Annotated in this window: 16 protein-coding genes; 2 read left to right on the forward strand and 14 right to left on the reverse strand. The window is 56.5% G+C overall.

Annotated features, from left to right (window positions below; translation table 11 throughout):
• Positions 1 to 44: 44 nt before the first annotated feature.
• The 9 genes from ACOOFE_RS17480 to ACOOFE_RS17520 form a co-directional block, all read right to left on the reverse strand.
• Positions 45 to 1,226 (reverse strand): ABC transporter permease, encoded by a 1,182-nt coding sequence (locus tag ACOOFE_RS17480; protein ID WP_420411231.1) that lies wholly within the window; start codon positions 1,224 to 1,226, stop codon positions 45 to 47.
• A complete protein-coding gene (locus tag ACOOFE_RS17485) occupies positions 1,223 to 2,248 on the reverse strand; it encodes an ABC transporter permease (RefSeq protein WP_141187496.1) in 1,026 nt (341 codons plus the stop codon). The genes ACOOFE_RS17480 and ACOOFE_RS17485 overlap by 4 nt, the downstream gene beginning before the upstream one ends.
• Before the next feature lie 71 nt (positions 2,249 to 2,319).
• Complete coding sequence (locus ACOOFE_RS17490; protein WP_420411232.1) at positions 2,320 to 2,982, reverse strand: O-methyltransferase; 663 nt, start codon at positions 2,980 to 2,982, stop codon at positions 2,320 to 2,322.
• 50 nt (positions 2,983 to 3,032) lie between these two features.
• Complete coding sequence (locus ACOOFE_RS17495; protein ID WP_420411233.1) at positions 3,033 to 4,919, reverse strand: ABC transporter substrate-binding protein; 1,887 nt, start codon at positions 4,917 to 4,919, stop codon at positions 3,033 to 3,035.
• Positions 4,916 to 6,808, reverse strand: coding sequence for an ABC transporter ATP-binding protein (locus ACOOFE_RS17500; protein ID WP_420411234.1), 1,893 nt, complete (start codon positions 6,806 to 6,808; stop codon positions 4,916 to 4,918). Before ACOOFE_RS17500 ends, ACOOFE_RS17495 begins: the two co-directional genes overlap by 4 nt.
• Positions 6,809 to 6,991: 183 nt before the next feature.
• Positions 6,992 to 8,872 carry an adenylate/guanylate cyclase domain-containing protein gene (locus tag ACOOFE_RS17505; RefSeq protein WP_420411235.1) on the reverse strand — a complete coding sequence of 627 codons (1,881 nt, stop codon included), beginning with the start codon at positions 8,870 to 8,872 and terminating at the stop codon, positions 6,992 to 6,994.
• A gap of 89 nt (positions 8,873 to 8,961) precedes the next feature.
• Entirely contained in the window at positions 8,962 to 9,561 is a 600-nt protein-coding gene (locus ACOOFE_RS17510) for an NUDIX domain-containing protein (protein WP_420411236.1), read from the reverse strand.
• Positions 9,562 to 9,575: 14 nt separating this feature from the next.
• Positions 9,576 to 10,754, reverse strand: coding sequence for a CaiB/BaiF CoA transferase family protein (locus ACOOFE_RS17515; protein WP_420411237.1), 1,179 nt, complete (start codon positions 10,752 to 10,754; stop codon positions 9,576 to 9,578).
• Positions 10,755 to 10,779: 25 nt separating this feature from the next.
• The gene (locus ACOOFE_RS17520) at positions 10,780 to 11,277 is read right to left on the reverse strand and encodes a class I SAM-dependent methyltransferase (RefSeq protein WP_420411238.1); all 498 of its coding nucleotides are present in this window, start codon (positions 11,275 to 11,277) and stop codon (positions 10,780 to 10,782) included.
• A gap of 216 nt (positions 11,278 to 11,493) precedes the next feature.
• Here ACOOFE_RS17520 and pepN point away from each other — a divergent pair, with 216 nt between their 5' ends.
• Complete coding sequence (pepN, locus tag ACOOFE_RS17525) at positions 11,494 to 14,139, forward strand: aminopeptidase N (RefSeq protein WP_420411239.1); 2,646 nt, start codon at positions 11,494 to 11,496, stop codon at positions 14,137 to 14,139.
• Positions 14,140 to 14,296: 157 nt separating this feature from the next.
• Positions 14,297 to 16,672 (forward strand): ATP-binding protein, encoded by a 2,376-nt coding sequence (locus tag ACOOFE_RS17530; protein WP_420411240.1) that lies wholly within the window; start codon positions 14,297 to 14,299, stop codon positions 16,670 to 16,672.
• A gap of 61 nt (positions 16,673 to 16,733) precedes the next feature.
• On the opposite strand, the gene ACOOFE_RS17535 is transcribed toward ACOOFE_RS17530, so the two are convergent.
• From ACOOFE_RS17535 to ACOOFE_RS17555, 5 genes are all read right to left on the reverse strand, one after another.
• Complete coding sequence (locus ACOOFE_RS17535) at positions 16,734 to 17,624, reverse strand: alpha/beta fold hydrolase (protein ID WP_420411241.1); 891 nt, start codon at positions 17,622 to 17,624, stop codon at positions 16,734 to 16,736.
• A gap of 123 nt (positions 17,625 to 17,747) precedes the next feature.
• Positions 17,748 to 20,747, reverse strand: coding sequence for a bifunctional [glutamine synthetase] adenylyltransferase/[glutamine synthetase]-adenylyl-L-tyrosine phosphorylase (locus ACOOFE_RS17540; RefSeq protein ID WP_420411242.1), 3,000 nt, complete (start codon positions 20,745 to 20,747; stop codon positions 17,748 to 17,750).
• Positions 20,698 to 22,158, reverse strand: a complete 1,461-nt coding sequence (locus ACOOFE_RS17545; protein ID WP_420411243.1) for an ATP-binding protein — start codon at positions 22,156 to 22,158, stop codon at positions 20,698 to 20,700. The genes ACOOFE_RS17540 and ACOOFE_RS17545 overlap by 50 nt, the downstream gene beginning before the upstream one ends.
• Positions 22,142 to 22,828, reverse strand: coding sequence for a response regulator transcription factor (locus ACOOFE_RS17550; RefSeq protein ID WP_420411244.1), 687 nt, complete (start codon positions 22,826 to 22,828; stop codon positions 22,142 to 22,144). The genes ACOOFE_RS17545 and ACOOFE_RS17550 overlap by 17 nt, the downstream gene beginning before the upstream one ends.
• 173 nt (positions 22,829 to 23,001) lie before the next feature.
• Complete coding sequence (locus tag ACOOFE_RS17555) at positions 23,002 to 24,531, reverse strand: Do family serine endopeptidase (RefSeq protein ID WP_420411245.1); 1,530 nt, start codon at positions 24,529 to 24,531, stop codon at positions 23,002 to 23,004.
• Between the last annotated feature and the right edge of the window lie 142 nt (positions 24,532 to 24,673).

Below are 24,673 nucleotides of genomic sequence, written 5' to 3' on the forward strand. Positions count from 1 at the left end.
AGCGGGCCAAACCGGCCCGCCAGTACAAATCATTTCTCAAGGGATCACTTATAGGGATCGGCGGCGTCGCGCAAACCATCCCCGAGGAAATTAAACGCCAAAACCACAATGATGATCGGGATCACCGGCGCCATCAGCCAGGGATAGACCGTCACAACAGAGATGTTCTGCGCTTCGTTCAGCAGAACACCCCAGGAGATCGCAGGACGGCGAAGCCCCAGATTGAGATAGGACAGCGCGGTTTCACCCAAGATCATCGCCGGGATCGACAGGGTCGCCGACGCAATGATGTGGCTGGTGAAACCTGGTAGAAGGTGTCGTGTTATGACCCGCTTCGGCTTAGCCCCCATCATGACGGCTGCCTTGGCGTATTCTTCCTCGCGAAGTGACAACAGTTTGGAACGCACGGCCCGCGCAAGCCCCGGCCAGTCGAGCAGCCCCAAAATAATGGTCAGGCCGAAATAAACCCACACCGGGCTCCAGGTGACCGGCAGTGCCGCCGACAGTGCCATCCACAAGGGCAATTCCGGCAGGGACCGCATAATCTCGATCAGCCGTTGGATCAGAGTGTCGGCAATACCGCCGAAGTACCCGGCAATGCCGCCAAAAAACAGGCCCAAAACAATCGAGATGGTCACCCCAACCAGACCGATGGTCAGCGAAAGTCTGGCGCCATAGACAAGGCCGGAGAATTGATCACGCCCAAGCCGATCTGTGCCGAGGAGAAAAGCTGTGCCCCCTTCGGCTGCGCAGAACAGGCGGAACTTGGCCGGAAAGAGCCCCCAGAATTCGTAGGTATCTCCACTACAGAAAAACCGTAGTTTTTGAACTTTTTCCGGATCGGGAGAATATTCCCACTGCAGGGTTTCCATATTGATTTCGGACTTCAGGCCGTAAACGAACGGGCCGACGAATTGGCCCTCATGGAACAGGTGTAGCGGCTGCGGCGGCGCATAGAGGTGATAACTGTCCCGGCTGTTCGGCGTGTAGGGCGCAATCACTTCGGCAAACGGAACGCAGAGGTAAAACAGCAGTAAGACCACACCAGACCAGACGGCCAGTTTGTGGCGTTTGAACTTCCACCACATGATCTGCCACTGGGAGGCCTGATAAAACCGCTCCTGCTCCGGGCTCAATTCTTCGACAACGGCCGGATTGAACGGCGCCGGATCGACATAGTGGCCGGCCTCGCGCGTGCCGTCCTTGGTTTTGACATCCTCCGTCATGACGCTGCCCCCCCGCCAAGACGGATCCTTGGATCCAGCACCGCCAGGAGGAGATCGGAAATCAGCATCCCGATCAGAGTGAGTATGGCAACGAACAGCAGCACAAATCCGGCCAAAAACTGATCTTGCGATTGCAAGGCCGACAAAAGAACCGGGCCTACAGTCGGTAAGCTCATGACAACCGAAACAATGACCGAACCGGAGACCAGAGACGGGATCAGGTTCCCGATATCGGCAATAAAGGGGTTGATCGCCATGCGCAGCGGATATTTCACCAACAGCTGGCCTTCCTTCAAGCCTTTGGCCCGGCCCGTAGTGACATATTGCTTGTGAAGTTCATCCAGAAGATTTGCGCGCAGACGCCGGATCATGCCGGCCGTACCGGATGTTCCGATCACGACAGTTGGCACGATCAGATGGGCCAGAACCGACATCGCCTTGTCGAAACTCCAAGGTTGATCGATGTATTCGGGGGACATCAGCCCTCCGACGGACAGGCCGAACCAGCGATTGAAAAAATAAAGGAGGATCAGCGCCAGCAGAAAGTTGGGTGTTGCCAGTCCAACATAGCCGATGAACGTAAACCCATAATCACCCCAGGAGTACTGCCGGGTGGCCGAATAAATCCCGATTGGAAACGACACCACATAAACAAACAAGATGGTCGCGAAATTGAGAACAACGGTCAGCGGCAGTGTCGGGCCGATCACGTCAGCAACGGGTTTGTCGAATTCAAATGACCAGCCCCAATTGCCTTGCAAAAGGCCGTCAAAACCGTGCGGGCCCGGCCACATGCCGATCCAGATCAGGTACCGCTCAAAAAACGGCCGATCGAGGGAAAATTCCTTACGCAAAAATTCCAGCTTGGCGATGGAGGATTGTTCACCAGACGTCTTCAGCGCGGCGATCTGATTGGAAATGTAATCACCGGTTGGCAATTCAATAATGAAGAACACCAGAAAGCTGATCACGAACAAGGTCGGGACCATCATCAATATCCGGCGCGAAATATAGTACAGCACCTACAATTCCCCTCAGCCCAATCCCTGCACGGGTTTCGCCAACCCGCGCACAGCACCTTACAGCCTTATCTCTAAGACGTCTTTAGAGCGAGCGTCAGCCCATCAGAAAACGGCAGCATTGATATTACGACCCGTTCGTCCTGATTGAGTTTCTGGTTTAGCTCGCGGATATCGTCAACAGCCGGATCGCTCACCGATGAATTGATGACGTCGCCAAGGCGCAACATATTGTCGAAAACCAGGATCCCGCCAGTGCGCAGCAGTTTCAACGCCAACTCGTAGTAGCGTGTGTAACTCTTCTTATCGGCGTCGATAAAGATCAGATCAAAGGTGCCGCCTTCTCCCGCATCGAGCAGCGCTTCGATCACCTTTTCTGCCCGCCCGACGCGAAAGTCGACCTTGTTCCGAACCCCGGCTTCCTGCCAATGGCTTTCAGCAATCGTCTGCCAATCCGGGCGTTTGTCGATCGCGATCAGTTTGCCGTCGTCGGGCAGCGCAGACGCCATCCACAAGCTGCTGTATCCGGTGAAAACACCGAGTTCCATGACCTTCTTTGCGTTTAAAGTCCGGATCAGGAAATGCAGCAGCTGCCCCTGCTCCTGCGGCACACGCATATCTGCCTCTTGGAGGCTTTGCGTGCGTTGCCGCAGTTTGGCCAAGGCCGGCGTTTCTCGTGTGCCAACCTCACACACATAGTCAATCAGCTCTGACGTCATTTCCAGCCGGTCAGCCATAGTTCGCCCTTTGGAGTCGCGTAGGGGTGGATCCAGGTCTCGTTCAGACCTTACTTAGCCATATAAAACTCATCCATGCGATGAATTCCATAATGCGCACCCGGATCCCAGCCATAGATGCCTTCAAGCGGAACGTTTTTGACACCCTTGACCACCACAGGCTGGCGCACCCCAGAAACCAAGCCTATCCGGATGGTTTCGTCCGCATGGATCTGGAGCATTTCCTGCCAAATCGCCGTGCGCTCGTCCGGTGTCTTGGAAACCAGCCAGGCTTCATAAAGCTCCATCAACCGCTTGGCGGGCGCCCAATCCATTGGTTCACCGCCAGATCCCTTGGTTTCATAGTGATCGCCCCAGGCATGCCAAGTCAGGCTTTCCGATTGCACCGGAGCAAGCTCTTCTGGGTCCATATCAGCGGTCGGAATACCATTATCCATGCCCCACCAAACCGACATCACCAGATCACCGGTGATCGCGCGTTCACGCAGATTGTCGCGCTGGCTCGGCTTGGCAAACAGTTTGACGCCGATGTCTTTCCAGTTCTCAGCAATCAGTTCAAGAGCATCGGATTGGGTTTCGCTCTCGCCGGACGTCTCAACAATGATCTCCAGCGGCCGGCCGTCGGGCATCAGGCGGATACCCTTGCCGTTCCGCTCCGTGAGGCCAATTTCATCCAGCAGCGCATTGGCTTTTTCTGGATCGTATTCGGCCCACTTCCTGGTGTATTCCGGCAAATAAAGCGGGCTCATGGTCAACACGGTGTCGTTGCCCGGTGTTCCGAGGCCGAAAAACAGAACCCGGTTCAGGAGGTTCCGGTCGATCCCGATCGACAGCGCATGCCGGAAACGGGTGTCGCGCAAAAGCTTCCGCCAAACCGGGTCTTTAACCGTCAGATTGGGCAGGATCGACATTTCCGACCCCTTGGCATTGGACCAGAGCGCGGTCACATAATCGTTCAGCTTTTCACCCTTTTTCAGCACGGTGATGTCAGAAAAGCTCAAATTACGCGCCTGAAGATTGCTTTCACCGGCTTGGGTCTTTGCCGGGATCAGCTTGCCATCGGCAACAGTCATAATCACTTCGTCAATATACGGCAGTTGCTGACCGGTGCTGTCGATGCGGTGGTAGTACGGATTTCGTTCCAAAATGAACCGCAGGTCGCTGTTGTCATTGCTGCGCACCCAAGGCTGAAGTGTCGGCAGGTCCACATTGCGGGCGCTGTACATTTCGTCTTTCTTGCCGTGCAGAGGCGCCCAGCTGCGGGCTTTTACCTTGGCAGCCTCGGAGGCAATGAAATCCGGGTCGCCGTATTTCTCATGGTATTGCTTCAAATAATGCGCCGGACGGTAGATGAACGGCGGACGCGCCTTGGCAAGATGCGGCAAGAACAAGGGATTGGGAGCATCCCAAGTAAAGCGGACAGAAGTCTCGTCAATTACTTCGAATTTCGGACCTTTGCCATCCGCCAGAAGAAACGGCGGCAGGCCGGATGGAGTCAGCTTCTCGTTGGTGACAACATCTTCAAAATAGTAGCGGAAGTCTTCAGCCCCAAAAGGATGCCCGTCAGACCATTTGTGGCCTTCCCGGGTATGCAGCGTAAAGATACGCCCGTCCTCGACTTCAACACTCTCCAGCAGATCTGGAACCAGTTCCAGCTTGTCATTGTAGCCCATCAGACGGGCATAGCCCCAGACATTGATCAGCCGAACGTCTTTAGCACGCCCAATCAAAGTATTCAGAGAACCGCCATGTTTGCCGATGGTGCGCCCTTTGGCTTCCAAATCCACGACCAGCGGTTCAGTTGGCACACGCTCAGCAACAGGCGGCAAGTTCGGATCGAGCCCCGGAATTTCTTTCAATTCCAAGGCGGCCACAGGCCCGGCGAGCGCAAAGGCAGACAGGAAGACACCTGACGCCAAGGCTTTTTTAAAGTTCATGCTGCAGTCCCCTCAAGCGCCCCGGCATTCTTAAGGCCAGGTGCGCAGACATAATGTTCTGGTTCTATTTCAAAGAGCGACGGACGGTCACCGCCGGTCAGCCGGAAGGGTTCCGGCCAAAGGTGCGGTTCAGATGCGCGATTGGCATCGAGAGCCGCAAAATCTAAAGGCGCCGACAGATCTGGCTCCGGAACAGCCGACAACAGCGCCTTTGTGTAAGGATGAAGCGGATTGGAGACGACTTCCCGGGTTTCTCCAAGCTCCACCAGCCGGCCTCGGCACATCACGGCGATCCGGTCGGCGATGTAGTCGACGACCGCCAGATTGTGACTGACGAACAGGTACGTGAGATTGAGGTCCCGCTTCAGATCTTGAAGCAAGTTCAAAATCTGCGCCTGTACCGACACGTCCAGCGCGGACGTCGGCTCATCGCACAGTATAAATTCCGGATTGAGCGCAAGCGCTCGGGCGATTCCGATCCGCTGACGCTGGCCGCCGGAGAAGGAATGCGGATACCGGCGCAGGAACCTTGGATCGAGCCCTACGAGTGTCATGAGACCGCGGACACGCTCGGCCCGTTCTTCCGCGGTGCCGATGTTATGCACCTCGAACGGTTCGGACAGGATGTCGTTGACGGTCATACGCGGGTTCAGCGAGGAAAACGGATCCTGGAAAATCAGCTGAACCCGGCGGCGGTAATCCATCAGATCCGCACCGGACAGATCAGCAATGTTTTCAAGCCCATGGCCGCGATTGTAGACGACTTCGCCGTGCTCCAGGCCAATCGCCCGCAGGATCGCCTTAGCAGCCGTCGTTTTACCCGATCCCGATTCACCAACCAAACCAAGGCATTCGCCGCGTTTGATGGTCAAATTGATGCAATCCAGCGCTGTCAGGGTTTTGGGTTTCGACCCGAAAAAAGATCCCTTGCGAAGGGTGAATTCCTTGGTTGCGTTGCGCATTTCGACCAGTGTCTCACCCGGCAACACATCACACTTCGGCCGGTTTTTTGTCAGGTCATCCGACTTTACTTCAATTGGACGGATCGGCACCAGCCGCTCGTTTTTGTCCATATGAAAGCCTGGAACCGCGTTCAAAAGCGCCTTCAGGTAATCATGCTGCGGGTTGGAAAAGAGCTGCTCTGCGGTGCCTTTTTCCATGATCCGGCCGTGATAAATCACGGCAATCTCGTCTGCCATGTTGGCGACCACACCAAAATCATGGGTGATCATCAGAACTGACATCCTGAGTTCTGATTGCACATCGCGGATGAGTTTTAAGATCTCCGCCTGGATCGTTACATCAAGAGCGGTGGTCGGCTCGTCAGCGATCAACAGCGCTGGCCGGCAAATCATGGCCATCGATATCATCGCACGTTGGCGCAAACCGCCAGACAATTCGAACGGATAGGTGTCCAGAGCCCGTGCCGGGTCTGGAAACTGAACCAAACGCAGCATTTCTTGTGTCAGTTCACGGGCTTCGGCTCCAGAAACGTTGCGGTGGAGCATGGCCGCTTCGCCGATCTGATCGCCAATCGTATGCAGCGGCGACAAAGATGTCATCGGCTCTTGGAAAATGATCGCGACCCGATTGCCGCGCAGATGGCGCATTTGCGGACCCTTACGGTCCAATGCAGCAATGTCGATTGGCTGCTCGGCGCCGGTAGGATCAGACAGGATTACTTTGCCGGCGGTTACTGATGCCGCTTGCGGCAGCAATCCCATGATTGTCTGGGAAATCACAGTTTTTCCGGAACCTGACTCTCCCACGAGAGCTACGGTCTTGTTCTCCGGCACAACGAAAGAGACATCGTCGACGGCCTGCGTCCGGCCTTCGGCAGTATTAAACTCTACTGTCAGCCCCTCGATGGAGAGAACATTCACCGTCATTTACCTCCCAGCGCCCGGATTGTCCGCGAGACCTACTAAGCCCATGTTGCAAAACAAAGACAATCAAATTCGTGCTGCATTAGCAACGCAATAATCCAGTATCGGGCGCTGTGATCTAAATCACATGTTCAGAATAATCTTTTGAAAGGCATATTATGCCCACAGGTAAGGACAAAATCGCCCTTACTCTGCGGCGGAAACCGGGGCAATGCCGGGCTCTTCTTCCTGCGGAGACACCGCTCCCACTGGGTCGAGCCAATAGACATCCATTCGACCGCTGCGGCCGCGCAAGTGGTGCGCACCCACTTCTTTCTGGCTCCGCTCATTGGGAAGGCGGCGCACGGTTTCAGCGCTGGCAAGAATCGTGACCTCTGGATCCCCTGCCACCTCGCGGCCCAAATGCTGCAGCCGTTCAGCAGCATTCACCGTATCGCCCACAACCGTGTAGTTCCAGCGATCAAGGGCGCCGACATTGCCGACCAAGGCTGGACCAGTGTGAATACCGATACGCATGCGAATCTGCGGCAGGCCTTCCGCTTGTGCCGCTTCATTGGCCTCTTTCAACGCAGCCGCGATCCGGCGGGCCGTCCGCACAGCCGCTTCCGCATGATCCGGCTGGTCATCCGGCGCGCCCCAGAAGGCAAGCATACCGTCGCCCAAGAATTTGTCGACAGTCCCACCTTCACTCTCAACCGCTTCCACCAGGATCGCAAAATGCTGGTTGAGCAAAGCAGCTGCCTGCTCAGCGCTCATGTTTTCAGAAAGCGCGGTGAAACCGACAATATCGCTGAACAGGATCGTCAGCTCCGCTTTGCGGGCTTCAGCAGCCTTCTCTCCCCCAAGCCGCATCAACTTGATGAACAAAGACCGGGGCACATAGGTGTTCATGGCTTTTAGGCCTTCAACCATCGCGTTGAAAGCCGACGCCACCTGATCCATTTCGGCGATCCGGCTCCTCGGCAATGGCTCAACGTCATGCAGAGACAACGTTGCCACCTTTTCAGATTGCCGCGACAGGTTCCGCAAAGGCCTTGAAAACCGGCGGCCGAGCCAGATGGCGATCAGAACAGAAACAACAAGCGCTCCAAGTCCGACAAATCCGGACCCGGCCAAACGCTCGACTTCCCGTGAGACGGTCGCGCCCAAATAATACTGTCCGACGGTCAACGGTTCGGCACTGAAACCGGAAACCATACTCCGCATCATCAGGTAAACATCGGCTTCCGTCTCGATAACCGAAACTTCGATTCCAAGTTCCGAGGCGCGCCCAAATTCATCCAGCGGATCTTCTTGGCCGATGGCTGCTAAAACCGGATCCCCAACGGTTTCCCAGGATCCAGGCAAATTTTGAGATATGCTTCCGCCGGTCTGTATCCAGTCGGCGTCAGAGTGCATCAGCACCTCGCCATCACCACCGAGTATGAAAACCGTGTTGTCGACACCCTCATCTTGCCCGGCAACAATCTGCGCCAGGTTTTCCATCGAGCTTGCAGCGGTTAAGGCGGCAAACATTTCGCCTTCATACACCAAAGGCACCGTCACATTGGCGAACAAGCCCACCTCGTGGCGCATAATCGGGCCCCAAACCGGACCGCTTTCTGCAGTGATCTCCGGAAAATTCTCCGGTTTCATTCCCGGTGCTGGCACATCGGAATTGATCCGCCACAGTTTTCCGCTTGGAGCACGGTAAACACCAATTCGCCGCCCTTCACTGTCTGTAACGGCAAGAGTGGTCAAATCCGTGTTGGTTTTGAGGGCAATGGAAAAGTCCTCAAAAATGCGCTTGCGATCTTCAAGGGATAGAGTGCCGTCTTCAAAAAACGGCTTGAGCCCAACCACTGCATTTTCAACGGACTGAAAATGGGTCTGGATTTGGCTTTCAAGCGCTTGGGTGCTCAAGATCGTCTTGTCGTTCAACAAAGAGAACGTATTCTTGATATTCGCCGACACTGACAAGGCCAGCACAAGCCCGATAGCGATAGCAACAAAACCGCCAAAGCCCAGCCCGACGATCGTCGCCAGCTTCAGCCGAAACCGGCTGGGTTTGCGGAAAATGCGCACCATCGGGCTTTGTCCTTTCATAACTTCAGTGTTTCATTGCCTGACAGTTGCCGTCAAATTATGGCAATCAACACAACAAAGCCTTGCCAATTTCACTTCGCACCTGAGGTAGCGAGTGTTTTGCTCAGTGCAAGATCTTGCAGGAGAATCACGGTTTTTGCATCCCGGATCCGGCCGTCGCCGATCATTTTGAGGGCGTCCTTCAGTGGAATATGAAGCACTTCAATATCTTCGCCTTCATGTTCCGCACCGCCGCCCTCTCCCTTTTTGTGGCCATCGTGGTAGTTGCCACGGAAGAAGGATAGAAATTCGGTGACCGACCCGGGGCTCATTTGCAAGTCATAGAGATGTTCTAACTCTGACACCTCAAAGCCAGTCTCTTCCATCAATTCCGACCGTATACGCTCTTCCGGATGAGCCCCTTCCAAGAGCCCGGCGGGCGCTTCGATGAAGGTTTCCGTGCCGTCGACCAGCCAAACCGGCAGACGGAACTGGCTGGTTAGAAGAACACAATCTGTCTCTGGATTATGGAGCAAGCAGACTGCGCCGTGGCCTCGGTCGTAAACTTCGCGGGTTTGCTGCTGCCACGCGCCGTCCCGCCGCCGGTAATTCAGCGTGTAGTTGGTCAGTTTGCCCCAGTTTTGCGACAAAACCTCGGATTGGAGGATTTTCAGTTTTTCTTCATTGCTCATGAAAACTCCAAAAATCAGTCCTTTTCCGCCAAACCCAATTCCTTGAGAATTTCTGCCGTGTGTTCTCCAAGCGCTGGTGCGGCTCTTTCCAGAACAAGATTGCCGTTTTTGAAACGGATCGGCGAACGGACCGACGCCACAGAACCACCCTCAACATCAGTGGCAGGCAGTTCCACTTTCATGGCGCGATGCTGGATCTGCTTGTCTTCGAAAACGTCTTCGACAGAGTTGATCGGCCCGGCCGGCACGCCTTCCAGTTCCAACGCCGCCAAAAGGTCGTCGCGCGTCCTTGCCGCGGTCTCAGCGACCAGAATCTCAACCAGCTCAGTCCGGGAAGCGACACGTGCCGCGTTTGTGGCGTACTTTGGATCTTCAGCCAGCTCCGGCCTTCCAAGCACGCCACACAATCGCCGGTATTGGCTATCATTGCCAACTGCAATGATCAGATGGCCGTCTTTTGCCGGAAACACCTGATAAGGCACGATGTTGGGATGGGCATTGCCAAGGCGCTTTGGCGTCTTGCCGGAAACAAAATAATTAAGGGCCTGGTTCGCCAGAACACTGACCTGCGCATCCAATAGCGCCATGTCGACCCATTCCCCTTCACCGGTTTCATCCCGGCGGCGGAGCGCAGCCAGAACCCCGATCACGCCATAAAGGCCGGTAAAAATATCGGCAAAGGCAACGCCGATTTTTTGCGGATCACCGTCCGGGTCACCGGTGAGGTCCATAATCCCCCCCATGCCCTGGATCATGAAGTCATAGCCGGCCCGGTGCGCATACGGCCCCTCTTGGCCAAATCCGGTGACCGAGCAATAGACCAGCTTCGGGTTGACGGCAGAAAGATGCTCGTAGTCGAGCCCGTATTTCGCCAGGCCGCCGACCTTAAAATTCTCAACCAAAACATCTGCGTCCGCGACGAGTTTGCGGACAATTTCTTGCCCCTCCTCGGTGCGGAAGTCGACCGTAATCGAGCGTTTGCCGCGATTGCACGAGTGAAAATAGGCTGCATCGCCTGCTTCGCCCTCGGACGTTGTCAAGAAAGGCGGGCCCCAACCACGGGTATCATCGCCTTGTGGACTTTCAACCTTGATCACTTCGGCGCCGAGATCAGCAAGCGTCTGACCAATCCAGGGGCCGGCGAGAATACGGGCCAATTCTACGACCTTGATGCCTTTGAGCGGCGCAGTCATTCGTTATGTCCTTGAAGTTCCGGTATCAGGCTTCGGATGTCTTGCGATAGATGAAGTTGCGGTCTGCCTTGATCCCTTCCGGGTTTTCCAAAAGTTCGAAGTTGGCCAGTTTCAACTCCAGCCCCGTTAAAACATAGCCGCCAACCGCCATGCGGTCGTTGATCAAGGGCGCCAGCCAATGAACCGTTGCAAGATCCGTTGTCGGGTCGCCGGAGCCCAAATCAATGTGGGCAAAAGACGCCTTGCCGCCGACACGCGGCTCGCAGAAGCCCAATGTGTCGCGGATATCTCCCTGGATCATATGCTCGGCATCCGGCGCGCAGCTCGGATGGCACGTCAAAGCATGATCAAAAACGAAGATTTCCTTATTTGGATAAATCTCGCGCAGGTGATCATAGGTCCGGCCGTTGCCCAGTCCCAATTCAAGGATTGGGCCTTCGACCTCGTTCACCTTGTCGACAAGGTATTCAAGGATGATTTTCTGGGAAGTCATACGGCGGATGAAGCTGTCCAAACGGCTCATTTAAAAAAGTCCTGACTGTGCAACACGGTTGCACTGCATAGACCGTGTCCTGCATCAGGTCAAAGCCGATAAGGCGCAGTTTTCTAAGTATTGCTCCGCAAACACTTCAACTGCAGGGTAAAGGCAGCCTTGCCCCGTTGACGAACCGCCACAATGTCTGCAAACGGGACAGCTAACAAAAACCGCACGCATGCGGAGCACTTCGGGGAGACATCGATGCAATCCAAAACGGCGCCCGCCATCCGCTTGGAAGACTATCAGCCGCCGGCCTACCGCATCGAAACCGTTGATCTCGATATCCGTCTTGATCCCAAGGCCACGATCGTCGTCACAGAGCTGTCGGTCATCCGTCAGCCGGAAACAGCCGGCCATGTGCCGCTGGTGCTGGATGGCGACAATTTGAAATTGCTGTCGCTTGAGCTAAACGGCAAAGCCGTTCCGGAAGACCACTACAAAATATCAAAAACGGCGTTGGAACTGGCCGCGCCGGAAGAAGATCGTTTCACACTGACGATCACCACAGAAGTCAACCCGGATGCCAACACCCAGCTGATGGGGCTTTACCGCTCGTCTGGAACCTATTGCACCCAATGCGAAGCTGATGGGTTCCGCCGGATCACATACTTTCCGGACCGTCCGGATGTTCTGTCGGTCTACACCGTGCGCCTGGAAGCGCCCAAGGATAGCTGCCCGGTTCTGCTCGCCAACGGCAATTTGAAAGAAACCGGAGAAATCGCCGGGACCGGCAATCATTTTGCCATTTGGCACGATCCGCACCCCAAACCGGCGTACCTGTTTGCGCTGGTCGCGGGTGATCTCGCCAAGGTACCAGACAGCTTTACAACGGCGTCAGGAGATACCGTTGAACTGAACATTTATGTCGAACACGGCAAAGAAGATCTCTGCGATTGGGCGATGGATTCGCTCAAACGGTCCATGCGCTGGGATGAAGACGCCTTCGGGCGCGAATATGACCTTGATGTCTTCAACATCGTTGCCGTCTCGGACTTCAACATGGGCGCGATGGAGAACAAGGGCCTCAACATCTTCAACGACAAATATGTGCTGGCCGACCCGGAAACGGCAACAGATCAGGACTATGCCAACATCGAAGCGGTGATCGCCCACGAATACTTCCACAATTGGACGGGCAACCGCATCACCTGCCGGGACTGGTTCCAGCTGTGCCTGAAGGAAGGCCTGACTGTCTTCCGCGATCAAGAATTTTCAGCGGACATGCGCTCGCGCCCTGTAAAACGCATTTCCGATGTCAAACTTTTGAAAATGCATCAGTTTCCGGAAGACGCCGGTCCGCTCGCCCACCCGGTCCGGCCGCGCGCCTATCAGGAAATCAACAACTTCTACACGGCCACGGTCTATGAAAAGGGTGCGGAAATCATCCGCATGCTCAAAACCTATCTTGGAGCGGAGAAATTCCGGGCTGGTCTTGATCTATATTTCGACCGCCATGACGGCGAAGCAACAACGATCGAAGCGTTTCTCACCTGCTTTCAAGACGCCACAGGGACCGATCTCGACCAGTTCTCTCTCTGGTACGAGCAGGCCGGCACGCCTTTGGTCACGGCTGACACCAAATACGATCCGGACAAGCAAACCCTCACTGTGTCGCTCTCTCAGGAATTCCCGCCTCTTCCTGGCCAGAAGAAAGCAAGACCATCTGTCATTCCGCTGCGCTTTGGACTGATCTGCGCCAATGGCCAGGATCTTGAGATTTCCGAGTGCGACGGCGCCGACGTTTCAGGCGATGTGTTGGTGCTCAACAAGGCGCGCCAGAAAGTCACTTTTAAACAGATCCCGGACGCCCCGGTTTTGTCGCTCCTCAGGGACTTTTCAGCACCTGTCCGCCTGACCCAGACCCTACCCTCAGAGGATCTGGCGTTCCTCGCCCGTCATGACACTGATCCCTACAACCGTTGGCAGGCGGTCCAGACCCTTGCGACACAAACTCTGATTGCCCGCACAGAGGCCATGCAGCAAGGCACCCGTCATACAGACACGGACAGTTTGATTGATGTTTTGCGGGGCATTCTCGACGACCAGCAGCTGGACTCTGCCCTGAAAGCCCAGGCACTAACCCTGCCGACCGAAGCCGACATTGCCCAGGAAATTGGCAAGAACGTTGACCCGGACGCCATTCATAAGGCGCGCAACAGCCTGCGCTCCGACATTGGGAGCGGCTTGAGCCAGCATTTCCGTACGATCGCTGAAGATTTTTCTGCAACGGATAAGTTCACTCCGGACGCCGAATCTGCCGGAAAGCGCGCCCTCTCTAACCGCGCACTGCACTATTATGCGCTGTCCGGTGATGCATCCGCCAGCGCATTGGTCTCAGACCGGTTTGCGGCCGCCAACAACATGACCGACCGGCTGGCCGCTCTCACCATCCTGGTGCATGAGGCGATGACTGGGTCTGCGGAGGCTTTGACGGCCTTCCGCAACCGGCACCAATCCAGTGCATTGGCGATGGACAAGTGGTTCATGACCCAGGCAACGGCGCCGCAAGACGGAACGCTGGATGCGATTTCCAAGTTGAGGACTGATCCGCTTTATGAGGCGACCAACCCCAACCGGGTTCGTGCTGTCTTACATTCTTTTGCCACCGGAAATCCTACCCAATTTGCCCGCCCTGATGGCAAAGGTTTTGAGCTCATTGCCGAATCAGTTCTTGAAATCGACAAGCGAAACCCGCAGGTCGCCTCCCGACTTTTGACAAGTTTCCGCTCTTGGAGGGCTTTGGAGAACCACCGGTCAGCCCTTGCAGAATCTGCGCTCCTGAGGATTTCATCAAGCGAAGAACTGTCGAGAGACTGCCGCGACATTGTCGACAGGACCCTGCAATAAACTTCAATACTGAAAAGTGTTAATGTAGCCGCTCGTATAAGACGGCTTTGTTAACCATTTTCTTCTTGGCCGACTCTAGACAAATACTGGCGTATTGATTCAAATGGAAGTGATTCGGGGCCTTGCTCCGGACCGGCGGTATTGAGGCACACTTCCAATGTCAAGAGCACTGGCTGGCTCCACTTCAGAGCGGAGCGGCACTAAGGATTCAGGAAGCAAAACAGAGGCAGTCGCACCAAAAGCGGCTTGGCCGGATCTGTTGAGTGCGGCCCGCTTCCAGCTCGAACGCTCCGACGGCTTGATGCGCCGCCTCATCCCTGCTCTGGCAATCTTCTTTCTCCTCATTCTGGCCGCTTACCGCATCGCCGAATTGGCGGGTGATTACACCGACACCCGTATCGAAGCCGAAACAACGCTCGAACTGATGGCGTCGGTCGCCGCAGCCCCTCTCAATGCAGCCAGTACGGAGATGCCGGAGGCGGGGTATCAAACCACGTTAAAACGCGTCCTGGCCGACAGCTTACCGGCAGGCGCGACCAGCAGCGGCCGGGTCTTTCTGATTTCAGGTGCTGACGGCAAAATCGCTGCCTCCGCGCCCTTGCAGCCATCTCTGGAAGGCCGCCCTCTTACGGACCTGCTCGGCCCATCCCAACCGCTGACCGTCTTTGGTGCCCGTGCCGGTGTTTTGTCCATTCCGATCGACCTGGATGGCCGGGACGACGCGGAGCAAGTTCTGGCGACCGTGCGCCACCTGGATGGCCAGTTGGGCATGATCGCCGCGCTTCAGCCTGAAGCTGCCGTGTTTGCCAAATGGCGCAGCGCGCTTTCGGCCAATGTGACCATGTTCGTCGGCACATCGCTGGTGCTGCTCGCGGTCATCTACGGTTTCTTCAGCCAGGCAACCCGGGCCGAACAAGCGGACGAGCACTACGCTGCAACACGGGCCCGCATCGACACTGCACTGACCCATGGCCGCTGCGGCTTGTTTGACTGGGATCTGTCGCGCGGACGGATCTTCTGGTCGTCTTCGCTGTATGAATTGCTCGGCCGCGAACCCAAAGACGATATTTTGAGTTTCGCGGATGTCGCGGACATTACCCACCCGGACGACATCGACCTCTTGGGCCTTGCCGAACATCTTCTGGAAAGCGGCGAAACCCTGGTCGATGAAACTTTCCGCATGCGCCATGCCGACGGCAGCTGGATCTGGCTGCGCGCCCGCGGCGAAATCCAGCCGGAACCCGGCCGCGCCGAACCTCATCTGATCGGCATCTGCATCGACATCACCGAACAGCATCAACTGGCCGAACAAAGCCAGATGGCGGACCTGCGCCTGCGCGATGCGATCGAAACGATCTCCGAGGCTTTCGTGCTTTGGAACGCCAGCAACGAGCTGGTGATTTGCAACTCCAACTATCAGGCCTTGCACAATCTACCCGCCCATGCGGTCAAGCCGGGCACGCCCTATAAGACCGTCATGGCATCGGCCGAAAACGGCGCAGTTTCTCCGCAGCCGGTTCAAACCAGCCAGCGCCCAGGCGGCCCGGAAGGCGCTTATGAAGCCCAATTGGAAGATGGCCGCTGGCTGCAGATCTCGGAACGCCGGACCAAAGACGGCGGTTTCGTCTCGGTCGGCACGGACATTACCGCACTCAAAAAACACGAAGAGCGGCTGACAGATTCCGAAAAACGCCTGAAAGCCTCCGTTGCCGATTTGCAGCGCTCCCGGAAAACGCTGGAAACGCAGACACAGCAGCTGTCAGAAATGGCGGAGAAGTACCAGGAAGAAAAGACCCGTGCGGAAGCTGCCAACCAGGCAAAATCCGAGTTCCTCGCCAATATCTCCCACGAGCTTCGCACACCGCTTAATGCGATCATCGGCTTCTCCGATATCATGACGCAGGAGATGTTTGGACCGGTTGGAACCGATCGTTACGCCGATTACTGCAAGGATATCTATTCCTCCGGCACATATCTGCTCAATGTGATCAACGACATCCTGGATATGTCGAAGATCGAAGCCGGCCGCATGCAAATCGAAACGGAAGTCGTGAACGCCTTCGAAGCGACCCTGGATGCGGCCCGGATCGTCACCGGAGCGGCGACCGAAAAGAACATCACCGTCATCACCGATGTCGCCGAAGACCTTCATGTCGATGCAGACAAACGCGCCCTGAAACAGGTGCTGTTGAACCTTCTGGCCAACGCCGTGAAATTTACGCCGGACAATGGCACCGTCAGCCTGAAAGTCCGGCCACGTGGCGATAAGCTGCGGTTTGAGGTTACCGATACCGGCATTGGCATTTCCGAGCGGGATATCGAACGGCTGGCGCAGCCGTTTGTGCAAGTGGAAAACCAGTTTACGAAAACCCACCAAGGCTCCGGACTTGGTCTTGCCATTGCCCGCTCTCTGGTGGAAATGCACGGCGGCAAGCTGAACATTCAGTCTGAGGTGAAAAAAGGCACCGTCGTCAGCTTCTCCTTGCCCTTGGTGGACGAAGACAGCTGCGAAGCAACTGCCCAATCCGCCTGATCTCTTTTTTCAAATACTTTTCAGACCACCTAGCTCCATCCGCGATCTGAGGTGCCGAAACCTAATTCTCGTTAGTCGCCACAAGATCTGACAAAATGTCCCGGGCACGGGTCCAGAGCAGGGAGCCGCCCTCGTCTTCAAAGAAGTGCCGGGAGGCGTTTTGGAGCCGGGTTTCCAAGAAGGCACCACCGTCCGGCGAGTGCACCGGGCTGGCATCCTGGCCGCCATACCAGAGGCTGACCGGGCATGAGATGGCCTTCCATTCAAACGTCCAGGGCGCCATCGCCGCAACGGTGTCCAGCGCATAACCTTTCGGGCCTTGCTGAAAACCGGCTTTGAGCCCTCGTCTGAACGCCGACAGGAACGGTTCGGCGCTATAGAACGCCTTATCCAGATCCGAACTTGTCGATACGATGAACTCCAGAAAGCTCTCAGGTTCGGCGAAACCTTCCAGCATCGCGATCAATCCGGCCGGATCGGCTTCGGCTTGCTCGACCATCTGGCGGAGCTGATCGGGCAGTCCGGACAAGAATTCCGGCCGGCAGAGTTCATCCTGCCCGGAGACAATTGCCAGTTTGCTCACCGGACCCGTCGCGGCAAGCGCCAGGGCAAAGGGCACACCTTGGGACACCGCCGCAACCGGGGTCTTTGCCGGGCTCAACCGGTTGATCAGTTCAGAAAAATCGCTGGCAACAGACAGCAAGGTCTTGTCCGGATCGAAGTCAGAACGTCCAAGACCGGGCCGGTCTGGCGCGATCATGCGGATGTTCAATTCCTCCAAAGCATCCAGGCCAAAGGCAAATACACCCGCCGTCCCGGCGCCAGATATATAGAGAACGGGTTGTCCGGCCTCCGGGCCCCATTCGGACCAAGCCAGAGTGCGGCCATCTTGAAGAGTCATTTCAGCTATGCGGTCCGGCTGGCGGACGGCTTCGAGAGAGAGGGAATTCATTGTAAATCTCCGGGCAACAGAAAAGGTTCACTCGCTAGGAGTGATCAAAATCAATATTCAGGCCGCCGGCGCGGTGTGCTTCTACACCACTTTTCGATTCACTTCACCTGTAATAGTTATTTTTTACGAGGCTTCCACCACCTCAACAGGCCCGACTAGCCGTTCAAACACCGCCCTCACCTGCTGCTGCAACTCGCCCAATTCGGCTTCAAGCCGCTCAAAAGCCGGACTGCCGGAGGCCTGGAGCAACAGATCCAGAACGCCGCGCGGCGCGTCTGCCGGAACGAATTTGCCAGACAGTGCCAGCCGGAGAACCTGGGTCAAGCGGTGATAGAGGCGCAATGCCTCCAGAAGCAGGCCGGAATCACCGCTCTCCAGACACCCGGCATCGCGAAGGTTTTCCAGAGCCTGTTCCGTGCCCTGCGCCAGAACCTCAGGATGATCATGAGCATGGGCCAGTTGCAAGTACTGAGCTATGAACTCGATATCGACGAGGCCTCCGGCCACCTGCTTCAAATCCCAGATGTCCTTGGTGCCTTTTTCCTTCTCGATCTTGGCCCGCATGGTCCGGACATCATCTGCAAGCTTTGGAATGTCCCGCGGCTGAACCAAAGTGCTGCAAATGCTGTCGTGGATTTTGTTTGAATAGGCCTCAGAGGTGGAGGCGATCACCCGCCCTCGGGTCAGAGCCATATGTTCCCAGGTCCAGGCCTCGTTCTTCTGATAGGAAATGAAGCCGTCAAGGTTGGTCGCCAAAGGACCGGCATTGCCGGACGGGCGCAGCCGGAAATCAACTTCATATAGCGCGCCCTCTGCGGTTGGCGCTGATAAGGCCGTTACCAGCCGCTGGGTCAGCCGGGTGTAATACTGACTAATCGCCAGCGGGCGCTTGCCGTCCGATTGTTTGACCTCTTCCGGCGCTTCATAGAGCAAGATCAGATCAAGGTCAGACGCCGCCGTCATTTCACGGCCACCAAGTTTGCCCATGGCCAAAACCGCGACCTCTCCCCCCGGCACCGAGCCGTGGCTTTCGCCCACATGATCAACTACCTGGGTCATCAGCCGGTCGACGACAACTTCCGCAAGCCGGGCAAGCGCGAAGCCGACCCGGTCTGCAGACAGGGTGTCAGAGATCAGACGGAGGCCAATCAGGAACTGCTGCTCCTGGGCAAAGATCCGCGCCCGGTCGAGCGCTTCTTCATAAAATTGGGATTGAGAAAGCGTTCGGTCGAGCCCCACCCGGAACTCCTCCACGCTTGGCATGGCGCCAAAAAACGCCGGATCCAAAACGGTGTCGAGCACATGGACACGCTTTGACACAATATCAGCCATCCGAGGCGCAGCGCCCATGGTCGTTGCCAGAAGCGTCAGCAGTTGCGGGTTTGATCTGAGCAGCGAGAACAACTGCACGCCCGCCGGCAGTTTGGCCATGAAGCTGTCAAACGCCCGCAAGGCAGCATCCGCGTTGTCCGTTGCAGCGAGCGCGTTAAGCAGGACCGGGTGCATTTCGGTCAGCCGTTCACGTGCTTTTGTCGACCGGGTGCAGGGATAGCGGCCAAAGTGCCAGGATTTAACGATTCCCGCCGCTTCGGCTGGTTGCTGAAATCCAAGTTTCGACAATGTTTCCAGTGTGTCCGGGTCATGATCATCGCCGGTGAAGACCAGATTGCCGGTTTCGGATGCAAGCGCCGGTTCGTCTTCAAACAATTCTGAATAATGATGCTGGACCTTGCGGAAATGGCCGAGAAGTTCCGTTTCGAAAGCGTCCAGCGTATCGAACCCCATCAGGGCGGATATCCGATTCAGGCCTTCCTCATCCTTCGGCAGAAGCTGCGTTTGTTCATCGTTCAGCATCTGAATTCGGTGTTCGACGGTGCGCAAAAATGTATAGGCGGCGCCCATTTCATCCCGAGCCTGCGGCCGGATCCAATCTGTCTCGGTCAGTGCGTCCAGCATGTCGAGCGTGCGCCGTCCGCGCAGGGCGGGATTGCGCCCGCCGGCAATCAACTGCTGGGTTTGGACGAAAAACTCCACTTCGCGGATACCGCCGCGGCCAAGTTTGACGTTGTGGCCCGCGACCGCAATGGCGCCATGGCCTTTATGCATATGGATCTGCCGCTTGATCGATTGCACATCGGCGATGGCAGCAAAGTCGAGATATTTGCGCCAGATGAACGGTGTGATTTCCTTTAAAAAGGCCTCCCCGGCCGGGATATCGCCTGCACAGGGCCGCGCCTTGATCAAGGCTGCCCGCTCCCAGTTCTGGCCGAGAGACTCGTAATAAACCAGCGCCGCAGGCATCGACATGGCCAGCGGGGTCGCGCCGGGGTCCGGGCGCAGCCGCAGATCCGTGCGGAAGACATAACCGTCCGCAGTCCGGTCCTGCATGATCTTGACCAGCCGCCGGGTCATGCGCACGAATTCCACCGGCGCTTCGGCAGATCCGGCCATCGGCGCCTTGTCCGGGTCGTAGAGCACGATCAAATCGATATCGGAAGAGTAATTCAGCTCATTGGCGCCGTGTTTACCCATGGCCAGCACGATCAAACCGGAGTCGAGTTCCGGCTTCTCCGGATCTTTCGGTTCGAATTTTCCCCGCCGCGTCAGATCGCTGAGGCAGAACCGGATTGCGGCGGTCAGTGCCGCATCTGCAAATCCCGCAAGGGCTTTTGTGACCCGGTTAAGGCCAATCGCGCCGCAGATGTCGGCAAGGCCAAGCGTCAACGCCAAATCCTGTTTCAACAACCGAAGATCCCGGGTGATTCCGGCTTCATCATCGGCCTGGGCATTGCAGGCATTTTCCAAAATAGCCGCCAGGCGGCGTTCCGGCGCATCTGAAACGATCTCCAGCAGCCGGACCGGATCCGCCATGATCAAATCGCGCAGATAGGAGGAGTTGCAGATGATCCCGGCCAGCAGCTCTTCCAGCTCCGGCGTTTTATTCAAAAGGGTTTTGAGGGGCTCACCGGATTCGGGATGCGCCAAAAGATCGGCTATGAAAAGACTGGCCCGGTCAAGGTCCGTCACCAGCGGAATGATCGCGATCCGGTCGGCAAGCGAACCGGCCTGTCCGTCATCCGTCTGTTGATGTGTCCCGTCCGTCGCCATGCCCGTCTTGTCCATTACTGTTTCCGCCGCTTCCCGGCTCAGCCGGGGAAAGATCAATCCGGGCTATCAGACCCGGGTTTCCATTTGTGAAACGCAAGTTTCCACCATGCAAGCGGGCAACGGCTTTGACTAGGCTCAATCCCAAGCCAGTTCCAGGTTCTGAACGGCTTTCGTCCAGGCGCACGAACCGGTCCTGAACCCTTTCCTGTTGCTCATCGGGAATACCGGAACCATTGTCTTCAACACTCAAGACGATCCGGGCGTCTTTTTCTTTTGCGGACAGACGGATCTTGAGATCGCCTTCTGACGGCCGGCCATATTTCAAAGCATTTTCGATCAGGTTCACCAGACCTTGAACAACCAGTTCTTTCTGACAGCTGGCAAACACTCCATCTGTGACATTGATCTCCAGAACACCACCCTCGTCTTCGATCAGCGGTTCATAAAGCTCAGCGATTTCGCTGACCAAACTCTTGACGTCAACACGTTCCAGACCGTCGCCCGGTGCCATGGCTTCGATGCGAGCGATACGCAGAAGGGCATTAAAAACCCTGAGCAATTGATCGGTTTCTGAGAGCGTATCCTCTAGAGCTGCGCGGTATCCTTCACCGCTCTCCGCATCGCGCAAGGCACTTTCGACCCGGATTTGCAGCCGGGTGAGTGGCGTCTTCAAGTCGTGCGCGATGTTGTCGGTCACGTCTTTCATGGATCGCATCAGGAGTTCGATCCGGTCCAGCATCGTGTTCAAACTGACAGCAAGCCGGTCAAATTCATCATCATTTCCAGCGACCGGAAGCCGTTCGGTCAGATCCCCGGTCATGATGGTGCGGCTGGTATCGGTGATTTCATCGATCCGCTTCATCACCCGCCGGCTGACAAAAATCCAGGTGATCGCGGCCATGACAACAACCACGATGAGCCACAATCGCAAAGCATTTGCCAACAGGTTTGAGAACCTGAGCTGCTCGCCCAAATCGCGCCCGACCAACAGGCGGAAACCACCCCGCAGCTCGAAAGTGCGAACCATGGCCTGGCGTTCAACATCGGAGATATCCTGCCCTTGCCGTGTGTAATGCACTCGGCGCAAACCGCCATCAGCTTCTTCCAAAACAAGCGTAGGCAGACGGGCGATGTTGCCGGCCAGGGCATTTCCGGCAAAGTCGACAAGAAGGTAGAGGCTGGCATCGGGATGCCGGGAGCGCCGGTCGATGGTTTGCACCAGATCCCGGACACCGCCGCGGACATAGATATCCGACAGGCCGTTGAGTTCGGCATCGATGGTTTGCACCACTTGTTCCGACATCAGATTGTCGGTGTTCTGGGAAATATAGACCAGCAGGAACCCGGACAGCAGCGTGAACACTGCGATATAGAGCAGTGACAGCTTAAAAGCTGTGGTGCGGGTTACCCTACTGAGCCGCGTCACGGATCGTATATCCAGCACCACGGATTGTGTGTAGCAACGGCGCTCCGAACCCTTTGTCGATCTTGCCGCGCAGCCTTGAAATATGCACGTCGATCACATTGGTCTGCGGATCGAAATGATACTCCCAGACGTTTTCCAACAGCATGGTCCGGGTGACCACCTGACCGGCGTTCTGCATCAGATACTCCAGCAGACGGAATTCGCGTGGCTGCAATGGAATTTCAGTTTCGCCGCGCCGGCAGGAGTGGGCCATGCGGTCCAGCGTCAAGTCACCAACCGTATAGGTCGTTTCTATCTGACTGGCTGTTTTCGGGCGCCGTGCCAGCGCTTCGACCCGTGCCTGAAGTTCGGTAAACGCATAGGGCTTCGGCAGATAGTCGTCTCCGCCTGCTTTCAGACCTGTCACCCGATCATCGACTTGCCCCAGCGCAGACAGGATCAGAACCGATGTGTGATTGCCGCTTTTACGCAGCTCCTCAATGACTGACAGTCCGTCGCGCTTAGGCAGCATGCGATCAACAATCAGGATGTCATATTCGCTCTCAAGCGCCATTTGCAGGCCGGTTTCGCCGTCTCCGGCTTTGTCGGCCGTATGCCCCAGCTCGCTCAATCCCTTGACGAGATAGTTCGCAGCTTCGGGGTCATCTTCAATTACAAGAATCCGCAACATGGCTTTGTTGTACCGTGTGAGCGTTGAGAAGAAAATGGGCTGGCAACAACGTGGATGTGAAACGCTGCTGCCAGCCGTCATGCGCAAGACCGGCCCGTCGGGGTTGGGGGCAGAGGGCAGACCGGCCTTGCTCTCAAGAGCGGGAACAGGACCCGCTCCTGATCAGTGTTGGTTTACGCCAGCTTCATAGGCAGGGCGACGAACCTTGTGGTTTCGTTGGTCTCGACCCGGAACAGCACCGCTTTACGGCCGTCCTCTTCCGCTTTCTTGACCGCTTTCAGAACGTCTTCCGGTGAGTTCACCTTCATGCCTGCGACTTCCAGGATCACATCCCCTTCACGCAGGCGCTTTTCTGCTGCCGGACCATCTGGATCGATTTCAGCGATCACCACACCGTTGCCATCAAGACCAGCTTCGGCTTTGGTGGTCAGGACAAGGCCCATGTCATCAAGACTGGTTGTTTCCTCCTCAACAGCCTCAGATACGGCGGCAGCTTGCTGCTGATCCTGTAGGCGGCCAAGAGTTACGGCAATGTCCTGTTCCTTCCCATCGCGCCAGATAGTGAGGTCAACCTTGGTGTCCGGGCTGAAAGCAGCGATGATCTTGGACAGGTCCCGAGGGCCTTCGACTTTTGTGCCTTCAACGGCCAGGATTGTGTCTCCCGAGCGCAGGCCAGCCTTCTGAGCCGGGCTGTTATCCTGCGCCTCCGCGACAATAGCACCGCGGGTCTCGCCTAGGCCGAGGCTCTCTGCGATGTCGTCAGTGACGTTCTGGATCTGAACCCCAAGCCAGCCACGGACAACAGTCCCGCCGTCTTTGAGTTCCATGATGACGTCTTGAGCGGTGGACGCCGGGATCGCAAAGGCAATACCGACATTGCCGCCGGATGGTGAGAAGATCGCGGCATTCACACCAATGACTTCACCGTTCATGTTGAACGCAGGACCACCGGAGTTGCCGCGGTTTACCGGCGCGTCGATCTGAATGAAATCGTCGTACGGTCCGGCACCGATGTCACGGCCGCGGGCAGAGACGATGCCAGCTGTCACAGAGCCGCCAAGACCGAAGGGATTTCCGATCGCCACCGTCCATTCACCAACGTCCGGCGCCTCATCGGCAAAGTCGACATAGGTGAAATCCTTGCCGCCTTCGATTTTCAACAGCGCCAGATCTGTGCGCTTGTCTGCACCGATCAAGACGGCATCATACTCTTCACCCTCATGATCAATAACTGTGAACTCAGTTCCCTTTTCGATCACATGCTGGTTCGTGACGACATACCCATCGCCTGTGATGAAGAAGCCGGACCCTTGCGACATGCCATAAGAACGCGGAGAGCGTTTGTTTGGACGGGCGTCATCGCCGCCGCGGCCGCCGAAGTCACGGAAAAACTTTTCAAAGGGATGGCCATTCGGCAGATCTTCAAAAAAGTCGCGGAAGTTGTTGCGGCCTTCGAAGTTCATCATGCGCGGTTCGGCAGCCTGCTTCACCCGGACGCTAACCACCGCCGGGCTGACCGCACCAACGACGTCAGAGAAATCGACCGGGGCGGCTGCATCGACCCGGACCGGGGTTGCCTGCGCCAACTGCGCCGGAACAACGGTTTGCAGGGTCATCAAGCCAGCTGTGCCGAGCACAACCGCACCTGCCAACAGTTTGGCGCGGCGGGAGCGCAGCGGAGAGCGAGACGGACGGTTTTCCATATTATCTTCCTTTTTCGACGTCTTGACTGGAGGTCATCTCTGTCCGGAACACGCGGGGACATGTTCCCTTGTCGAATAGGAAGATAGGAAAGCCTGCCTTACAGGCGCCTGACGGTGAGATTACGGTTTTGTAATCTGGCTA

The organism is Roseibium sp., assembly GCF_965216085.1.
Taxonomy (GTDB): Bacteria; Pseudomonadota; Alphaproteobacteria; order Rhizobiales; family Stappiaceae; genus Roseibium.

Coding starts and splice junctions, on each gene's coding strand:
- ACOOFE_RS17480 (WP_420411231.1), bottom strand. CDS start 1,226: ATGACGGAGGATGTCAAAACCAAGGACGGCACGCGCGAGGCCGGCCAC.
- ACOOFE_RS17490 (WP_420411232.1), bottom strand. CDS start 2,982: ATGGCTGACCGGCTGGAAATGACGTCAGAGCTGATTGACTATGTGTGT.
- ACOOFE_RS17495 (WP_420411233.1), bottom strand. CDS start 4,919: ATGAACTTTAAAAAAGCCTTGGCGTCAGGTGTCTTCCTGTCTGCCTTT.
- ACOOFE_RS17500 (WP_420411234.1), bottom strand. CDS start 6,808: ATGACGGTGAATGTTCTCTCCATCGAGGGGCTGACAGTAGAGTTTAAT.
- ACOOFE_RS17505 (WP_420411235.1), bottom strand. CDS start 8,872: ATGGTGCGCATTTTCCGCAAACCCAGCCGGTTTCGGCTGAAGCTGGCG.
- ACOOFE_RS17510 (WP_420411236.1), bottom strand. CDS start 9,561: ATGAGCAATGAAGAAAAACTGAAAATCCTCCAATCCGAGGTTTTGTCG.
- ACOOFE_RS17515 (WP_420411237.1), bottom strand. CDS start 10,754: ATGACTGCGCCGCTCAAAGGCATCAAGGTCGTAGAATTGGCCCGTATT.
- ACOOFE_RS17520 (WP_420411238.1), bottom strand. CDS start 11,277: ATGAGCCGTTTGGACAGCTTCATCCGCCGTATGACTTCCCAGAAAATC.
- pepN (WP_420411239.1), top strand. CDS start 11,494: ATGCAATCCAAAACGGCGCCCGCCATCCGCTTGGAAGACTATCAGCCG.
- ACOOFE_RS17530 (WP_420411240.1), top strand. CDS start 14,297: ATGTCAAGAGCACTGGCTGGCTCCACTTCAGAGCGGAGCGGCACTAAG.
- ACOOFE_RS17535 (WP_420411241.1), bottom strand. CDS start 17,624: ATGAATTCCCTCTCTCTCGAAGCCGTCCGCCAGCCGGACCGCATAGCT.
- ACOOFE_RS17540 (WP_420411242.1), bottom strand. CDS start 20,747: ATGGACAAGACGGGCATGGCGACGGACGGGACACATCAACAGACGGAT.
- ACOOFE_RS17550 (WP_420411244.1), bottom strand. CDS start 22,828: ATGTTGCGGATTCTTGTAATTGAAGATGACCCCGAAGCTGCGAACTAT.
- ACOOFE_RS17555 (WP_420411245.1), bottom strand. CDS start 24,531: ATGGAAAACCGTCCGTCTCGCTCTCCGCTGCGCTCCCGCCGCGCCAAA.